The 16,134-nt window shown below is 61.2% G+C and carries 11 protein-coding genes and 1 pseudogene; 6 read left to right on the top strand and 6 right to left on the bottom strand.

Translation table 11 applies throughout. The features are described 5' to 3' along the window. Positions 1-11 precede the first annotated feature (11 nt). Together lptE and leuS are read right to left on the bottom strand one after the other, a co-directional pair. Positions 12-533 carry an LPS assembly lipoprotein LptE gene (lptE, locus tag ABOK31_RS17110; RefSeq protein ID WP_349956853.1) on the bottom strand — a complete coding sequence of 174 codons (522 nt, stop codon included), beginning with the start codon at positions 531-533 and terminating at the stop codon, positions 12-14. Continuing rightward, positions 523-3,153, bottom strand: a complete 2,631-nt coding sequence (leuS, locus tag ABOK31_RS17105; protein WP_349956852.1) for a leucine--tRNA ligase — start codon at positions 3,151-3,153, stop codon at positions 523-525. The genes lptE and leuS overlap by 11 nt, the downstream gene beginning before the upstream one ends. Before the next feature lie 200 nt (positions 3,154-3,353). Between leuS and ABOK31_RS17100 the strand changes: the two genes are divergently transcribed. Next, the gene (locus tag ABOK31_RS17100; RefSeq protein WP_349956851.1) at positions 3,354-4,013 is read left to right on the top strand and encodes a YggS family pyridoxal phosphate-dependent enzyme; all 660 of its coding nucleotides are present in this window, start codon (positions 3,354-3,356) and stop codon (positions 4,011-4,013) included. 333 nt (positions 4,014-4,346) lie between these two features. Here the strand turns inward: ABOK31_RS17100 and ABOK31_RS17095 are convergent, their stop codons facing one another. After that, positions 4,347-5,054, bottom strand: coding sequence for a DUF1013 domain-containing protein (locus ABOK31_RS17095; RefSeq protein ID WP_075853359.1), 708 nt, complete (start codon positions 5,052-5,054; stop codon positions 4,347-4,349). A 223-nt stretch (positions 5,055-5,277) separates the two neighbouring features. Here ABOK31_RS17095 and acs point away from each other — a divergent pair, with 223 nt between their 5' ends. Further along, entirely contained in the window at positions 5,278-7,236 is a 1,959-nt protein-coding gene (acs, locus tag ABOK31_RS17090; RefSeq protein ID WP_349956849.1) for an acetate--CoA ligase, read from the top strand. A gap of 62 nt (positions 7,237-7,298) precedes the next feature. Here the strand turns inward: acs and ABOK31_RS17085 are convergent. After that, positions 7,299-8,290, bottom strand: a pseudogene (locus ABOK31_RS17085) (alpha/beta fold hydrolase). 37 nt (positions 8,291-8,327) lie between these two features. Next, positions 8,328-8,555: a DUF1674 domain-containing protein gene (locus tag ABOK31_RS17080; RefSeq protein ID WP_349956848.1), complete on the bottom strand. Its 228-nt coding sequence runs from the start codon at positions 8,553-8,555 to the stop codon at positions 8,328-8,330. A 108-nt stretch (positions 8,556-8,663) separates the two neighbouring features. On the opposite strand from ABOK31_RS17080, the gene htpX reads away from it, so the two are divergent. The 4 genes from htpX to purH all read left to right on the top strand — a co-directional run bounded on the left by htpX (position 8,664) and on the right by purH (position 14,651). Then, on the top strand, positions 8,664-9,662 hold the full coding sequence (gene htpX, locus ABOK31_RS17075) for a zinc metalloprotease HtpX (protein WP_349956846.1): 999 nt from the start codon (positions 8,664-8,666) through the stop codon (positions 9,660-9,662). 80 nt (positions 9,663-9,742) lie between these two features. Further along, positions 9,743-11,068 (top strand): RsmB/NOP family class I SAM-dependent RNA methyltransferase, encoded by a 1,326-nt coding sequence (locus ABOK31_RS17070; RefSeq protein ID WP_349959007.1) that lies wholly within the window; start codon positions 9,743-9,745, stop codon positions 11,066-11,068. 148 nt (positions 11,069-11,216) lie between these two features. Further along, positions 11,217-12,863 carry a heparinase II/III family protein gene (locus ABOK31_RS17065; RefSeq protein WP_349956845.1) on the top strand — a complete coding sequence of 549 codons (1,647 nt, stop codon included), beginning with the start codon at positions 11,217-11,219 and terminating at the stop codon, positions 12,861-12,863. Between the two features lie 171 nt (positions 12,864-13,034). After that, positions 13,035-14,651, top strand: a complete 1,617-nt coding sequence (gene purH, locus ABOK31_RS17060; RefSeq protein WP_349956844.1) for a bifunctional phosphoribosylaminoimidazolecarboxamide formyltransferase/IMP cyclohydrolase — start codon at positions 13,035-13,037, stop codon at positions 14,649-14,651. 65 nt (positions 14,652-14,716) lie between these two features. On the opposite strand, the gene ABOK31_RS17055 is transcribed toward purH, so the two are convergent. Further along, the gene (locus tag ABOK31_RS17055; protein WP_349959005.1) at positions 14,717-16,105 is read right to left on the bottom strand and encodes an MFS transporter; all 1,389 of its coding nucleotides are present in this window, start codon (positions 16,103-16,105) and stop codon (positions 14,717-14,719) included. Positions 16,106-16,134 lie beyond the last annotated feature (29 nt).

Below are 16,134 nucleotides of genomic sequence, written 5' to 3'. Positions count from 1 at the left end.
CGCGCTCTCTATCAGCGGCTGAGCGCAGCTGCGATGTCGACAGACACCATCTCGGCAACTTCCCGGGCAGCCCGGTCTTCCGAATCGCGGATAGCGCGCTGCTTGGCGAATTCCTGCGTCGGGAAGTCGACAAGCGATGTTACCGAGCGGCCGCCGGATTTGATAACTTTTCCCGTGCCGGCTTCCTTCAGCGTAAAGGACGCAGTCACCGTGGTGCGACCGGCTGCTGACGTGCTGGACGATGGCAGATAGAGAACGCCCCCTGTTCCGCTGGTGACACTGAGATCGACGGTGTACTTCGGTGTCTTCGTTTCGCCGGCACCCCGACCCGCAATGAAGATCAGCTGATTGCGCACCTGCAGGCCGACGCGCGTGCCGACGTCGGAGAAGGAGACTTCCGACAGCTTCTGCGTGACACCGGTGCTGACGGCATAGAGCGGCCGAACCTGGCAGGCAGACAGGAGGCCGGCAACGGCCACAAGCGATGCTACGCCGGCAATGCGGGCAAACTTGAAAAGACTATCAGACGACAATGTTTACGATCCTCTGTGGAACGACGATGATCTTCTTTGGCGCCTGACCATTCAATGCGCTCGTAACGGCATCCAGGGCGAGCACGGCCTGCTGCACGGCATTCTGATCTGCATCGCGCGCGATTGTCAATTCAGCGCGCTTCTTGCCGTTGATCTGGACGGGATAGACGATCTCATTTTCGATGACGAGGGCTTCGTCGTAAACCGGCCATGAGCTGGTCGCGACCATATGCGTGTTGCCGAGGGCTGCCGAGCATTCCTCAGCCAGATGCGGCGTGATCGGCGCGACCAGTGCGATCAAGATCTCGACAGCTTCGCGAACGGCGGAGCGATAGGCTGCATCGGCCTGGCCGGCAGCTACTTTCGTCAGCGGTGCTGCCAGAGCATTGACGAATTCATAGATACGCGCCACCGCCTTGTTGAAGGCGAGCTTGTCGTAGTCACCCTGAACGGCTTTCAACGTGCGATGAGCGATCTGTGAAATCGCCAGCGCCTCACCTTCCTTAGCCGGAGTCGATTCAGCCGTCTTCAAGACATCGGCGGCTTCGGAGACGAGACGCCACATGCGCTGGGTGAAACGATGCGCGCCTTCGACACCGGCTTCCGACCAGATGACGTCGCGGTCGGGCGGCGAATCGGAGAGCACGAAGAAGCGTGCCGTATCGGCGCCGTAGGAGGCGATGATATCATCGGGATCGACGACATTCTTCTTCGACTTCGACATCTTCTCAATCGAGCCGATGGTGATATCCTCGCCATTCGACAGCAGCGTGGCGCGGCGCTGGCCGTCCACCTCTTCGATGCGGATATCGGCCGGTGATACCCATTCGCGCGTCAGGCCTGAGCCGCGGCTATAGGTCTCGTGCACCACCATGCCTTGAGTGAACAGGCCCTTGAAGGGCTCTTTCACGTCGAGATGGCCGGTTTCGCGCATGGCGCGGGTGAAGAAGCGCGAATAGAGCAGATGCAGGATCGCGTGTTCGATGCCGCCGATATACTGATCGACGGGCAGCCAGTGGTTGGCGGCCTTCTGATCCGTCGGCTGGTTTTCCCAAGGGGCAGTGAAACGCGCGAAATACCAGCTCGAATCGACGAAGGTGTCCATCGTGTCTGTTTCACGGCGGGCATCCTTGCCGCATTGCGGGCAGGCGACATGCCGCCAAGTGGCGTGCCGGTCGAGCGGATTGCCGGGCTGATCGAAAGTCACGTCGTCGGGCAGCTTGACCGGCAGATCCTTCTTCGGCACCGGCAGCACGCCGCAATCGTCGCAATGGATGACCGGGATCGGGCAGCCCCAGTAGCGCTGACGGGAAATGCCCCAGTCGCGCAGGCGGAAATTCACCTTGCGCTCGGCCTGTGGCGCGTTGCCGAGGCTCGTTTCGGAAAGCTTTGTGGCGACCGTTTCGAAGGCTTCCTCGGTACTCATGCCGTCGAGAAAACGGGAATTGATCATGACACCGTCGCCGTCATAGGCGACATCGCCGACCGTAAAGCTTGCCGCATCGCCATCAGCGGGCATGACGACGGGCACGACGGGCAGGCTGTATTTGCGGGCGAAATCCAGATCGCGCTGGTCGCCCGATGGGCAGCCGAAGATGGCGCCCGTGCCATAGTCCATCAGCACGAAGTTGGCGATGTAGACGGGCAGTTCCCAGGACGGATCGAAGGGGTGGCGAACGCGGATGCCGGTGTCCATACCCTTCTTCTCGGCCGTTTCGAGTGCGGCCAGCGAGGTGCCGGCGCGGCGGCATTCCTCACAGAAGGCCTCGATCGCCGGGTCCTTGGCGGCCGCTTCCTTCGCCAGCGGGTGATCCGCGGAAATCGCCAGGAAGGAGGCGCCGAACAGCGTATCGGGACGGGTCGTATAAACAGTGATCTCGCGATCGCTGTTGGGAGCGGTCTCGGCCACGATTTCCCAGCGAACGGTCAGGCCCTCGGAGCGGCCGATCCAGTTCTTCTGCATCAGCCGCACTTTTTCCGGCCAATGATCCAGCGTGTCCAGAGCATCCAGCAGTTCCTGGCTGAATTCGGTGATCTTGAAGAACCACTGCGTCAGCTCGCGCTGCTCGACGAGCGCGCCGGAGCGCCAGCCGCGGCCGTCGATGACCTGCTCGTTGGCGAGAACGGTGTTGTCGACGGGGTCCCAGTTGACCTTGGACTTCTTGCGGTAGACCAGGCCCTTTTCCATCATGTCGATGAAGAGCATCTGCTGGCGGTGATAGTAATCGACATCACAGGTCGCGAACTCGCGGCTCCAGTCGAGCGACAGGCCCATGGCCTTCAGCTGGGTGCGCATCGAGGCGATGTTCTGGTAGGTCCATTCCTTCGGATGCACCTTGTTGTCGCGCGCGGCGTTTTCCGCCGGCATGCCGAAGGCGTCCCATCCCATCGGATGCAGCACATTGTAGCCGCGGGCGCGCTTGTAGCGGGCAACGACATCGCCCATCGCATAGTTGCGCACATGCCCCATGTGGATGCGGCCCGACGGATAGGGAAACATCTCTAGAACGTAGTATTTCTCACGCGGATCGGCATTGTCTGTCACGAAGACCTTTTCTTCGTTCCATTTTTCCTGCCAGCGGGGCTCGGCGTCGCGCGGATTATAACGTTCGGTCGTCATCTGATCTTGTATTCCGGAAAATCATGGGGAGTAAGGCGTGACCTTCACCACGAAACCACCCAAGCGTCAAGTTTAGCAGTTGCAGCAAGTGCCTTATCTTGCAAAGCAAAGCCGGATTCGGGCGCATTCGCCCTTGGCAATGCCTGCAAGCCGCATTACTGCAAAGTTTGAGAAGCAAGCGAAAATATCGAGGCGAAAAGATGGAACTTCAAGAGCGCCTGAACGAAGTCCGTTCCCATATCGCGGCGGCCGAACGCCAGGCTGGCCGAGCTGCGGGGTCGGTGCAGCTCGTTGCCGTTTCCAAGACCTTTGATGCCGACCAGATTCGCCCTGCCATCTCGGCCGGCCAGCGGGTGTTCGGCGAGAACCGCGTGCAGGAAAGTCAGGGCAAGTGGCCGGAGCTGAAGGCCGAAACCCCCGGGATCGAGCTACACTTGATCGGGCCGCTGCAATCGAACAAGGCGGCCGACGCTGTGGCGTTGTTCGACGTCATCGAAACCGTCGACCGTGAAAAGATCGCGCGGGCTCTGGCGGAAGAAATGAAGCGGCAGGGCAAGGCCGTCAGGCTATACGTGCAAGTCAATACCGGGCTGGAGCCGCAAAAAGCAGGCATCACACCGGATGATACAGTCGCTTTTGTCGAGCTTTGCCGCAAGGAGCTTGGACTTTCGATCGAGGGTCTGATGTGCATCCCGCCGGCGGAGGAAAATCCGGGACCGCATTTCGCCCTGCTTGCAAAGCTTGCCGATCGGGCCGGCGTCGAAAAGCTCTCCATGGGCATGTCGAGCGACTATGAAACCGCCGTTGCTTTCGGCGCGACGAGCGTTCGCGTCGGTTCTGCGATTTTTGGGGCGCGGTAAATTTTCCTCAAAATAAACGTGCTGAAAGCTTTTGACGCGTACGGGGTCACAAGAACGACCTCCTATCGGAAATTTAAAAGGTATTCCCACCCGCCATCGTGGTTCGAGGCTTCGGCCCCTTCGATAAGCTCAGGAGCCTACGCACCTCACCATGAGGTCTAGTCTTCTGCGCAAGACGGCGTCAGCTACAGGAGCTGGTCTTACGCTAAGGAGCGCTCTCCATCCTCACCCTGAGGCGCGAAGCCTCGAAGGGCGAGGATGGACCGGGCTATTAGACAAAGAAAAAGCCCCGGTTCGGCCGGGGCTTTGCATTCCTATCCGTGATGCCGGACCTTAGAACTGATCGTCGTCCTCGTCGTCGCGGCTGGTCGACTTCAGCGACTTCAGCTTGGCGAAAACGGCATCGGCGTCGATTTCCTTTTCCTTCTCTTCTTCACGCTCATAGCTGAAGCCGAGCTTCTCGGTTTCCTGGGCAGGCTGCAGCGTTGCGCCGAGTTCGGCGGCCGTCGGCAGCGGACGGCCCTTGGCGGCCTTTTCGACTTCCATGTCGAGATCGATCTGGCTGCAGAGGCCGAGGGTTACCGGATCCATCGGCGCCAGGTTGGCCGAATTCCAGTGGGTGCGGTCGCGGATCTGCTCAATGGTCGACTTGGTGGTGCCGACGAGGCGGGAAATCTGCGCGTCCTTCAGTTCCGGATGGTTGCGCACCAGCCAGAGGATGGCGTTCGGGCGGTCCTGGCGCTTGGAGACTGGGGTGTAACGCGGGCCGCGGCGCTTGGATTCCGGCACGCGAACCTTCGGCTCGGAAAGCTTCAGCTTGTGGTTCGGATTGGCTTCTGCGCGGGCGATTTCGTCACGGGTCAGCTGACCGGTCGAGATCGGGTCGAGGCCCTTGATGCCCTGTGCTGCTTCGCCATCGGCAATGGCCTTCACTTCGAGCGGATGCAGCTTGCAGAACTGCGCGATCTGGTCGAATGACAAGGCTGTATTGTCGACAAGCCAGATGGCAGTTGCCTTCGGCATGAGCAATTGTTGAGCCATGGATATAGTCCTTCTGTCAGTCCGCGCCGGTGTCGCGGTCCGGGGTGTAACACCACATTGTCCGGGAAATACGGCCTTATATAGCGATAGTGTCGCGGAATTGCAATTCTTTGCGCATGAAATGCACTTTGTCCAATTGCTGTCGTAGTTTGACCTGCTATTTATTGCGCGGAAAGAGCACTCGCGATTACAAATCGGAGTGTGAGGATTTGAGGAGGAAACAATGTCGGAGAAGATCCATCCTGTGACGAAACCGGTCAAGGCACGCGCCCTGATCGACAAGGCGAAGTACCAGAAATGGTATGAGCAGAGCGTCGAGGATCCCGACAAGTTCTGGGGCAAGCACGGCAAGCGCATCGACTGGTTCAAGCCCTATACCAAGGTCAAGAACACGTCCTTTACCGGCAAGGTTTCGATCAAGTGGTTTGAGGACGGCGTCACCAACGTCTCCTACAATTGCATCGACCGGCATCTGAAGAAGCACGGCGATCGTGTCGCTTTCATCTGGGAAGGCGACAATCCCTATATCGACAAGAAGGTCACCTATAACGAGCTTTACGAGCAGGTCTGCCGGCTGGCGAACGTGCTCAAGAAGCACGGCGTCAAGAAGGGCGATCGCGTCACCATCTACATGCCGATGATCCCGGAAGCCGCCTATGCGATGCTGGCCTGCGCCCGCATCGGCGCGGTGCATTCGGTGGTCTTTGGTGGCTTCTCGCCGGAGGCGCTTGCCGGCCGCATCGTCGACTGCGCATCGACCGTCGTTATTACCTGCGACGAAGGCGTTCGCGGCGGCAAGTCTATTCCGCTGAAGGAAAACACCGACACGGCCATTCAGATCGCCGCCAAGCAGAAGGTTGCGGTCAAGACGGTGATTGCCGTGCGTCGCACCGGCGGCAAAGTCGGCTGGGAGCCTGACCGCGATGTCTGGTATCACGAAGAAATCGCCAAGGTGAAGGCGGATTGCCCGCCCGCGAAGATGAAGGCGGAAGACCCGTTGTTCATCCTCTATACCTCCGGCTCCACCGGCAAGCCGAAGGGCGTGCTGCACACGACGGCCGGCTATCTCGTCTACGCGGCGATGACGCATGAATACACGTTCGACTATCACCCCGGCGATATCTACTGGTGCACGGCCGATGTCGGCTGGGTCACCGGTCACTCCTATATCGTCTACGGGCCGCTGGCGAACGCCGCGACCTCGCTGATGTTCGAAGGCGTGCCGAACTATCCCGACCAGGGCCGCTTCTGGGACGTCATTGACAAGCACAAGGTCAATATCTTCTACACCGCGCCGACGGCGATCCGCTCGCTGATGGGAGCCGGCGATCATTTCGTCAAGCGCGCCTCGCGCTCCAGCCTGCGCATTCTCGGCACGGTCGGCGAACCCATTAATCCGGAAGCCTGGGAATGGTATTACAAGGTGGTCGGCGACAGCCGCTGCCCGATCGTCGATACCTGGTGGCAGACTGAAACCGGCGGCCACATGATCACGCCGCTTCCAGGCGCGACCGATCTCAAGGCCGGCTCGGCCACCCTGCCCTTTTTCGGCGTGCAGCCGCAGCTGGTCGACAATGAAGGCAACGTGCTGGAAGGGGCGGCCGACGGCAATCTCGTCATCGCCGACAGCTGGCCGGGCCAGATGCGCACCGTCTACGGCGACCACGAGCGCTTCATCCAGACCTACTTCTCCACCTACAAGGGCAAGTATTTCACCGGCGACGGCTGCCGCCGCGATGAGGACGGTTACTACTGGATCACCGGCCGCGTCGACGATGTGCTGAACGTCTCGGGCCATCGCCTCGGCACGGCGGAAGTGGAATCGGCGCTGGTGTCGCACAAACACGTGTCCGAAGCCGCCGTCGTCGGCTATCCGCATTCGATCAAGGGTCAGGGCATTTATTGCTACGTGACGTTAATGGTTGGCCTCGAGGGCTCGGATACGCTGCGGCAGGAGCTGGTGAAGCATGTCCGCGCCGAAATCGGCCCGATCGCCTCGCCGGACAAGATCCAGTTCACGCCCGGCCTGCCGAAAACACGCTCCGGCAAGATCATGCGCCGCATCCTGCGCAAGATCGCCGAAGACGATTTCGGCGCGCTCGGCGATACCTCGACGCTCGCCGATCCCGCCGTCGTCGATGATCTGATCGCCAACAGGCAGAACAAGGCTGATGCGGCGTAGATCGAACGAGGGGCATTAGGCCATTCGACGTTAGGCGAGAGCTTTGCTCTCGCCTAAGCTTCTCATCTTGCAGTGCTGAAAAAAGCAATTGCCGTTTGCGCAACATGGTTGTGCACGTTTTCGCGTACCAAGTCTGGGGTGTCGGTAAAGACCGCTGGTGCGGCCTTCAAGCCTTGTGGCGTGGGCTCAGGCAAAAACGTATAGTGGCCTACTCCGCCGCCCATGATTTCAAGGGAGCTGGAGCGCACATTTTCGTGGAGCCATGTGCAGCACTCGTGGGCCGGGGCTATGAGATCGGCGTCGCCGCCAATGATTTGAATGGGTACTGTTATTTCCTCGAGGCTTTGCTTGGCAATGCCGAGAACCGAGCGACCCGGTGCAATCGCCAAAGCGGCTTTCAATCTGTCATCCCTGAAGCTGTCTCGTCGTCGATTCCATGATTCCAGGAACATCTCATCCTGGAGAAGCGAAGGAATGTGATCCGCCAAATCAGGGAATTCTCTCGGGCACGTATGGGGCTCTTTTGAGGGTTATCCGGTTCGAACTGAGAGTAGGCAACGCGCGCGCCCACAAGCAGCATCGCAGTATAGGCGCCGGCAGAGAAACCCGCGACATAGGCCTGGTCTTCGACGGCCCCTCCCAAAACCTCTCTCCAGTCATTGACATCGAGCAGGGCCGTCAGATCAGCCGCGCGCTCCCAGAGACAGAGGAACCCCTCGGCCCTGTAGGGTTCCGAACCTGTATGGCCGTGATGGTCGATGCCCAAGGCCACGAAGCCGGCCTGCGCCAGGCGATGTCCGAGCCATTCCAGTCCGATGGCAACGCCGCCCGACCCATGGGACAGCAACACCAGGGGGCGCGGATCGGAAGACTTCTTCAACGGCGCGTTGGGCGCGACCGGCTTTTGCTTGAACCAAGACGGCGGAGGTACAATTTCGGCTGCATCATCATCGGCCGGATACCATGCGTACCAAGCCAAAGGGCGATGGTCCGTATGGCTCCAGTTTGTGCGCTTGCTATCAAAGGATAGACCTTGAGAGAAACCTACGGCCATTATTCTCTCATCGAATGACGACTAATCTATATTCATCTCAAAAATCGATCGCCCGGCCGTTGATTTCCCAATCGCCGAAGCGGGCGGGATCAGAGCCGCCGCGGCCGCCGATTTCGGGAGGGAGTTCGGCCCCTGCTTGAGCTTCGTGCGCCTTACGGCGCTCCTCAGCTTCGCCAAGCGCGCGCTTGGCGGCGGGCGAAAGCGGCTTGCGAGTGATTTCACCGGTTTCGGTGTCGAGTTTATTGTCGTTATCGGCTGTCTGCATGATCTGATCGGCCCGGAACCGTTGAATTAAGCGGAGGAATAGCCAAATCATAGTGCGTCCAGCCGCAAAGAAAAAGGTTTGGACGACAGATGTGTTGGAGACCCCTCGATGAATCTCATGCGTACTGCCATGCTGCTTGCCTTCATGACCGCGCTTTTCATGGGTGTCGGCTATCTGATCGGCGGTCAATCGGGCATGCTGATCGCATTTGTCGTCGCCGCCGGCATGAATTTCTTTTCCTACTGGAATTCGGACCGGATGGTGCTTTCCACCTATGGCGCGCAGGAGGTGGATGAGCGCAGCGCCCCGGAATTCTACCGGATCGTCCGCGATCTCGCCCGCAATGCCGGCCTGCCGATGCCTAGGGTTTATCTCTATGACAGCCCGCAGCCGAATGCGTTTGCCACGGGCCGCAATCCGGAAAATGCCGCCGTTGCTGCCTCCACGGGCCTTCTGCACGCACTGACGCCCGACGAAGTCGCTGGCGTGATGGCGCATGAGCTTGCCCATGTGCAGAACCGCGATACGCTGACCATGACGATTACGGCGACGCTTGCCGGCGCCATTTCCATGCTCGGCAACTTCGCCTTCTTCTTCGGCGGCCGCCGTGACAACAACAATCCGCTCGGTATGATCGGCGTTCTCGCGGCGATGATCGTCGCGCCTCTGGCTGCCATGCTGGTGCAGATGGCGATCAGCCGCACACGCGAATATTCGGCCGACCGCCGTGGCGCGGAAATCTGCGGCAACCCGCTCTGGCTCGCCTCGGCGCTTGGCAAGATCGCGCGCGGTGCGGCGCATATCCCGAACGAAGAGGCCGAAGGCCATCCGGCGACGGCGCATATGTTCATCATCAATCCGCTTTCCGGCGAGCGCATGGACAACCTGTTTTCCACCCATCCGAACACGGAAAACCGTATCGCCGCGCTGCATGACATGGCCCGTTACGGCGGCGGCGGCGCCTCGCCGATGACGCCCTCTTCAGGCCCATCTTCGGGCTTTGGCTCGACGGGACCGGTTCTGACTGCTAATCCGGGGCGCAAATCGCGCTCCGTGCCGAATACGGGTCGCGGTGGTTCGCAACCGCCGAAGGGTCCCTGGTCTTGAGTTCTGACACGAAAAACAACGCTTCCAACAAAGACGGAAAACGATCGGGCAAGCGGCCGCAGCAGTCGCGGCCGGCCGATTTGTCTCCACCGAAGCCCGGCCTTGCGGCCCGCGCGGCGGCGTCGAAGATCCTGGGAGCCGTGCTGGACCGCAAGACGCCGCTCGATGGCATGCTCGACGCCGAAGGCGGCAGCGCCGCCTATACGACGCTCAGCGATGGCGACCGGGCTTTGGTGCGCGCCATTCTGAACAGCGCGCTCAGGCACCTGCCGCGCATCGAGGCGGCGATATCGTCGCTGCTCGATTCGCCGCTGCCCGAGGGCGCTCGCGCCCTGCATCACGTGCTCGTCGTTGGCGCGACGCAGATCCTCTATCTCGACGTGCCGGATCATTCCGCCGTCGATCTTGCGGTCGAACAGGCCAACCGCGACCCCCGCAACCGCCGTTTCGCCAAGCTGGTCAATGCCATCCTCCGCCGCGTCGGCCGTGAGAAGCAGGAGATTCTCGAGCGTGTCGCGAAGGTGCCGGCCATGCCGGAATGGTTCCTGTCTCGCCTCGAAGCTGCCTATGGCGCGCCAGCCGCGTTCAAAATTTCCGACACGCAGCTTGAGCCGGCTGCGATCGATCTTACCGTGAAATCCGATCCCGAAGGCTGGGCGAAGCGGTTGAACGGCACCGTGCTGCCGACCGGCGGCGTACGGCTTGCCGCTTTCGAAGGGTCCATTCCCTCGCTGGAAGGCTTCGACGAGGGCGAATGGTGGGTTCAGGATGCGGCCGCCAGCATTCCGGCCAAGCTTTTCGGCCCATTGACCGGCAAGCGGGTCGTCGACCTCTGTGCGGCACCCGGCGGCAAGACGGCCCAGCTTATTCTCGCCGGCGCCGAGGTCACGGCTCTCGATCAATCCGCCAACCGACTGAAGCGGCTATCCGGCAATCTCTCGCGCCTTGGTTTCGAGGCTGAAACCGTTGTTGCCGATATGAGTAGATATCAGCCCGAGGCGCTGTTCGATGCCGCTCTCCTTGATGCCCCCTGCTCCTCGACGGGCACGACGCGCCGTCATCCCGACGTGCTCTGGACCAAAGGACCGGAGGATATCGCCAAGCTTGCCGGCCTGCAGGCGCGCCTGCTTCGCCATGCCCTGACGCTCGTCAAACCCGGCGGCGTGGTGATCTTTTCCAATTGCTCGCTCGATCCCGAAGAGGGCGAAGATCTGGTCGCACAGCTGCTTGCCGAGAAGGACGACGTGGAGCGCGTGCCGATCGACGCTGGGAATTGGCCGGGCCTGGAAGCGGCGATTTCGCCGCTTGGCGCCTTCCGCACCACGCCGAACATGCTGCCGCTTGCCGATGGTTTTGCCTCCGGCCTCGACGGCTTTTTCGCGGTCGTGCTTCGCCGCACGCGCTAGCTTTGTTTCGGCTCGTCACCCATCAAGCGGTTAAAAAACCGGTAATATGTCCTTTATCGGTATATCCGTAACCTCTTTTTAACCACGGATAATGAGAGTAAGCAGAAGCAAATATGCAGATCTGCGGCAGGGTTTTGTGAGTTCATACATGCGGGAAGCATGGCGGCGGATGTCGCGCCGCGCGGCGTTGACGCGATTGCGTCTCACCCGCCACACGATGCGTGTGCCGGAACGCCTGATCGTGGCGCCGACCGACCTTCGCAGCGTCGATCCCTTTTTCGTCGAAGAGCTTTTGAACGGCCGCATCCTGCTGGCCGGGCGCGTTCTGGAAACGCAGGGCGCATCGCCCTTCTCGCTTGAATTGCCGTCGCTGGCCTTTGCGGCCCGGCTGCACAATTTTCGCTGGCTGCGGCATTTGCGGGCGGAAAAGAGCGATCAGGCTTCGGCCATGGCGCGCTCGATCCTCACCGACTGGATCGCGGTTCACGGCCGCCGGCTGCATGGTCTTGCCTGGTCGCCCGATATAGCGGCGCAGCGTCTGATCGCGCTCCTGTCGCATTCGCCTGTGCTTTTGCAGGGCACGGATAGCGGCTTCTACCGCCGCTTCATGCGCATGCTCGTCTTTCATGTGCGCTTCTTGCGTCGGGTCGTGGCGTCGTCGCCCGATGGCATCACCCGTTTTCGTGTGCGCATCGCGCTTGCCATGGCCTCCGTCGCAATGCCGAGCAGTTCGCTGACGCTGAAACGGGCCGGTCAGGCGCTTGATCGCGAGATCGACCGGCAGATCCTGGCAGATGGCGGCCATATCTCCCGCAATCCGCGCGCGTCGCTGGAGCTGTTGCTCGACCTGCTGCCGCTGCGCCAGACCTATGTCAATCTCGGCCACGACGTGCCGGTGCGACTGATCCCCGGCATCGACCGCATGTATCCGGCGCTGCGCTTTTTCCGCCATCAGGATGGCGATCTGGCGCTGTTCAACGGCGCGACATCGACGCTCGCTAACGAGCTGATGTCGGTGTTGCGTTATGACGAGACGGCGGGACAGGCCTTCAAGGCGCTGCCGCACACAAAATATCACCGGCTGTCGGCCGGTTCGGCCGTCGTCATCGTCGATGCCGGGAACGCCGCTTCGACCGATCTCAGCCGCACGGCCCATGCCGGCTGTCTGTCTTTCGAGATGTCCTCGGGCAAGACGCGCTTCATCATCAATTCCGGCGCGCCGGAGTTTGCGGGCGATCGCTTCATGCAGGCGGCGCGGGCGACGGCCGCTCATTCTACCGTCACGCTCAACGACACGTCGTCCTGCCAGTTTTCCAAGTCGAAATCGCTGGGTCCGATCATGGTCAGCGGCGTGAAAAAGGTCATCGTCGAGCGCGCCGAGACCGAAGACGGGCGCGACTATGTCCGCGCCGCGCACGACGGTTATCTCTCCACCTTCGGCTATGTCCACGAGCGCGAGGTCAGCCTCAACGCCAGCGGCACGATCGTCGCCGGCCGCGACCGGTTCCTGGTCCCGGAGGGTAGGAAGCAGCCGCCGAAAGGCGAAGGTATCGCCTCGGCCCGCTTTCATATTCACCCTTCCATCAGCCTGTTGCAGACCGAGACGGACTCCGCGCTGCTGATCGCGCCGGACGGGGAAACCTGGGTCTTCTCCTCGCCTGGCAACGAGGTGCTGGTGGCGGAAGACATCTTCTTTGCCGATCCTTCGGGCATGCGCTCTTCCGATCAGCTCGAGATCGTTTTCAAGATCACCGAAAAGCCGGAAATCCGCTGGTTTTTATCCCATCGGCCATAGGCTAACAGCGTCAGCTATGCTAACGGGGCGGCATTCCCGTCCCGCGCCATTTCCGCCGGACGTCTCATCTCCTCATACCAGAGCGTTTCCGCTCTGTTTTTTGTTATCGCAACTCCGGACGGAAAACCGCCATACACCTTTCCTGGAGTTGCTCTAGACCGGAGAAAGCCCATGGCCGTCGTTTCCAAGAAAATTCCCGCTCCCGACAAGGTGAAGGTGAAAACCGCGCTTTTGTCCGTCTTCGACAAGACCGGCATCGTCGAACTGGCGCGCGCGCTCAGCGAACAGGGCGTGCGCCTGCTGTCGACTGGCGGCACGCACAAGGCGATCGCGGCGGCCGGCCTTGCGGTGACCGACGTGTCGGAAGTGACAGATTTTCCGGAGATCATGGACGGCCGCGTCAAGACGCTGCATCCGAAGGTGCACGGCGGCCTGCTCGCCATCCGCGACGATGCCGAGCATCAGGCTGCGATGAAGGAGCACGGCATCGAGGCCATCGATCTTGCTGTCATCAACCTCTATCCCTTTGAGGACGTTCGCAAGGCCGGCGGCGATTATCCGACGACGGTTGAGAATATCGACATCGGCGGTCCGGCGATGATCCGCGCTTCGGCCAAGAACCATGCCTATGTGACGACGCTGACCGATCCCGCCGATTATGCCGAACTATTGACGCAGCTTTCCGCCGATGCCGGCCAGACCACTTATGATTTCCGCAAGCGCATGGCCGCCAAGGCCTTTGCCCGCACCGCCGCTTACGACGCGATGATCTCCAACTGGTTTGCCGAAGCGCTCGATATTGCCACGCCGCGCCACCGTGTTATCGGCGGGGTGCTGCGCGAGGAAATGCGCTATGGCGAAAACCCGCACCAGAAGGCGGCATTCTACCTGACCGGGGAAAACCGTCCCGGCGTTTCCACTGCAAACCTCATTCAGGGCAAGCAGCTTTCCTACAACAACATCAACGACACCGATGCGGCCTATGAGCTCGTTGCCGAGTTCCTGCCGGAAAACGGCCCGGCCTGCGCGATCATCAAGCATGCCAACCCTTGCGGTGTCGCCACCGGCCCGAGCCTCGTGGAAGCCTACAAGCGTGCTCTTGCCTGCGATTCCACCTCGGCCTTCGGCGGCATCATTGCTTTGAACAGCCTGCTCGACGCCGAAACGGCGGAAGAGATCGTCAAGCTTTTCACTGAGGTCATCATCGCGCCTGACGTCACCGAGGAAGCCAAGGCGATCATCGCCCGCAAGCCGAACCTCCGCCTGCTCTCGGTCGGCGCCCTGCCCGATCCGCGTGTCGCCGGCCTGACCGCGAAGACCGTCTCCGGCGGCCTGCTGGTCCAGAACCGCGACAATGCCTTGGTCGAGGATATGGAGCTCAAGGTCGTGACCAAGCGCGCGCCGACGGCGCAGGAGCTTGAGGACATGAAGTTCGCCTTCCGTGTTGCCAAGCACGTAAAGTCGAATGCCGTCGTCTACGCCAAGGATGGCCAGACGGCCGGTATTGGCGCGGGGCAGATGAGCCGTGTCGATTCCGCCCGGATCGCCGCCATCAAGGCCGAGGAAGCCGCCAAGGCCATGGGTCTTGCCGAGCCGCTGACGCGCGGTTCCGCCGTTGCCTCCGAAGCCTTCCTGCCCTTTGCCGACGGCCTGCTCTCGGCGATCGCTGCCGGCGCCACCGCCGTCATCCAGCCCGGCGGTTCGATGCGCGACCAGGAGGTCATCGACGCGGCCAACGAGCACAATGTCGCGATGGTCTTCACCGGCGTTCGCCATTTCCGCCATTAAATGGCGGATATACCCAATCGAAAATTTTATATCCCGGCTGGCGAACCAGCCGGGATTTTCTTTGCCTACTTCTTCTTGTCGGCCGGATAGGGCGTTGGCAGCAGAAGCAGAAGGCCGCCAGCGAGGAAGATGACGAGCGTCGCCATGCCGAGGCGGGCCGAGCCGCTCCAATAGGTCACCAGTGAGAAGAACAGCGTCGCCATGAAGCTGGTGGCGCGGCCTGACAGAGCGTAGATGCCGAAATAGCGGCCGGCTTCCGAGAGGCTTACGCTGCGGGCGAGATAGGAGCGCGAGGAGGCCTGCACAGGCCCGAAGGCGATGCCGATCAACAGGCCGTAGCCGATATAGGCCTTTTCCGCCGCCGTACCGAACAGACCGCCGGAGCTGACCGTGGAGAGCGGAACGAAGCCGAACAGCGTGAAGCCGGGACCGGTCGAGAGAATGCCGAAGGTGGCGATGAGCAGCAGCGTCAGGCTGATCATAACTGTCGTCTTCGAGCCCAGCCAGCGATCGACATAGCCGGCGGCAAAGCAACCGAAGATGGCGATGACGTTGAGAATGATGCCGTAGATGCCGATCTCGATCGTCGCCCAGCCGAACATGCCGGCCGCGAATGTGCCGCCGAGGATCAAGAGGCCGTTGACGCCATCCTGATAGATCATGCGGGCGATGAGGAAGAGGCTGATGCCGCGCCGGCGCTTCAGCTCGCCCAAGGTCGCCGACAGCTCGCGCAGGCCCGAGCGAACGGCGGCGCGAAGTGGCAGGCCGCGGGCAGCGTCGGGCGTGAAGAGGAACATTGGCAGGATGAAGATCAGATACCAGACGGCGGAAATCGGTCCGGTGATGCGCGCATCCTCGCCGAGCGTGGCATCGAGGCCGAAGAGCGGCGTCTGGCCGAGAATGGTCCTGCCGGTCTGCGGATTGCCGGCGAGCAGCGCGACGACGGTGATCAGCACGATCATGCCGCCGAGATAGCCGAGCCCCCAGGCGGCGTTCGACAGCCTGCCGACGTCGTCCTTGCCGACCAGCCGCGGCATCATCGAATCGTTGAAGACGATGGAGAATTCGGCCGAGATCGACGCCAGGATCATGAAGATCACGGGATAGATGACAGGTGATCCGGGTGCTGCACCCCAGAGGCAGACGAGACTTGCGATCTTGATGATGGCGAAGAAGGCTATCCAGGGTTTTCTGGCGCCGGATTGATCAGCGATCGAGCCGAGAACCGGGGAGAGAATGGCGATGATCACCGAGGAGATCGTCGCCATGTTACTCCAGGTCGTTTGCGCTGAGACAGGATCGGCCGTCAGCCGCGCAACGAAATATGGGCCGAAAATGAAGGTGGTAACGACGGTGAAGAACGGCTGAGCCGCCCAGTCGAAGAACATCCAGCCCCAGATGCCGCGTGCCGGCACTTTGGCCGGCACGTCATTGTCAATTTCGGTTGCCACCAGATCCTGCCCCTCAATCCCTTACCCGTATG

This window comes from Rhizobium sp. ZPR4, from assembly GCF_040215725.1.
GTDB classification, from domain to species: domain Bacteria; phylum Pseudomonadota; class Alphaproteobacteria; order Rhizobiales; family Rhizobiaceae; genus Rhizobium; species Rhizobium rhizogenes_D.
Note: the sequence above shows the minus strand (reverse complement) of the source record. Positions and strands in the feature narration are given on the sequence as shown.